General features: G+C 67.5%; 1 protein-coding gene. It reads left to right on the plus strand.

From position 1 onward, the window contains the following. Window positions 1–366 (plus strand): LysR substrate-binding domain-containing protein (locus tag HX846_RS04910; protein ID WP_256739770.1); only part of this gene is annotated, 366 nt, incomplete at both ends.

A 366-nucleotide genomic window follows, 5' to 3' on the forward strand; every position in this document is an offset into this window, starting at 1 on the left:
GCCGATGCCGACGGCAAGCCGCTGTTCGACCTGGAAGGCGAGGGCAGCGTGCCGCTGCTGGCCTACAGCGCCGGAGCTTTCCTGGGGCGCTCGGTAAACCTGCTGCTGCGCCAGCGGGCGCTGCGCTTTACCACGATTTACGAAACGGCCATGGCCGACAGCCTGAAAAGCATGGCCCTTGAGGGCTTGGGCATTGCCTGGGTGCCGCAGTTGAGCGTGCGCGCCGAGCTGGCCCGGGGTGAACTGGTGGTGTGCGGCGGCCCGCAATGGCATGTGCCGCTGGAGATCCGGTTGTATCGCTGTGCGTTGGTGCGCAAGGCGAACGTGCGGTTGTTGTGGCGCAAGCTGGAAGGCGGCGCGGCGCAG

Source organism: Pseudomonas sp. K5002 (assembly GCF_013386655.1).
Classification (GTDB): domain Bacteria; phylum Pseudomonadota; class Gammaproteobacteria; order Pseudomonadales; family Pseudomonadaceae; genus Aquipseudomonas.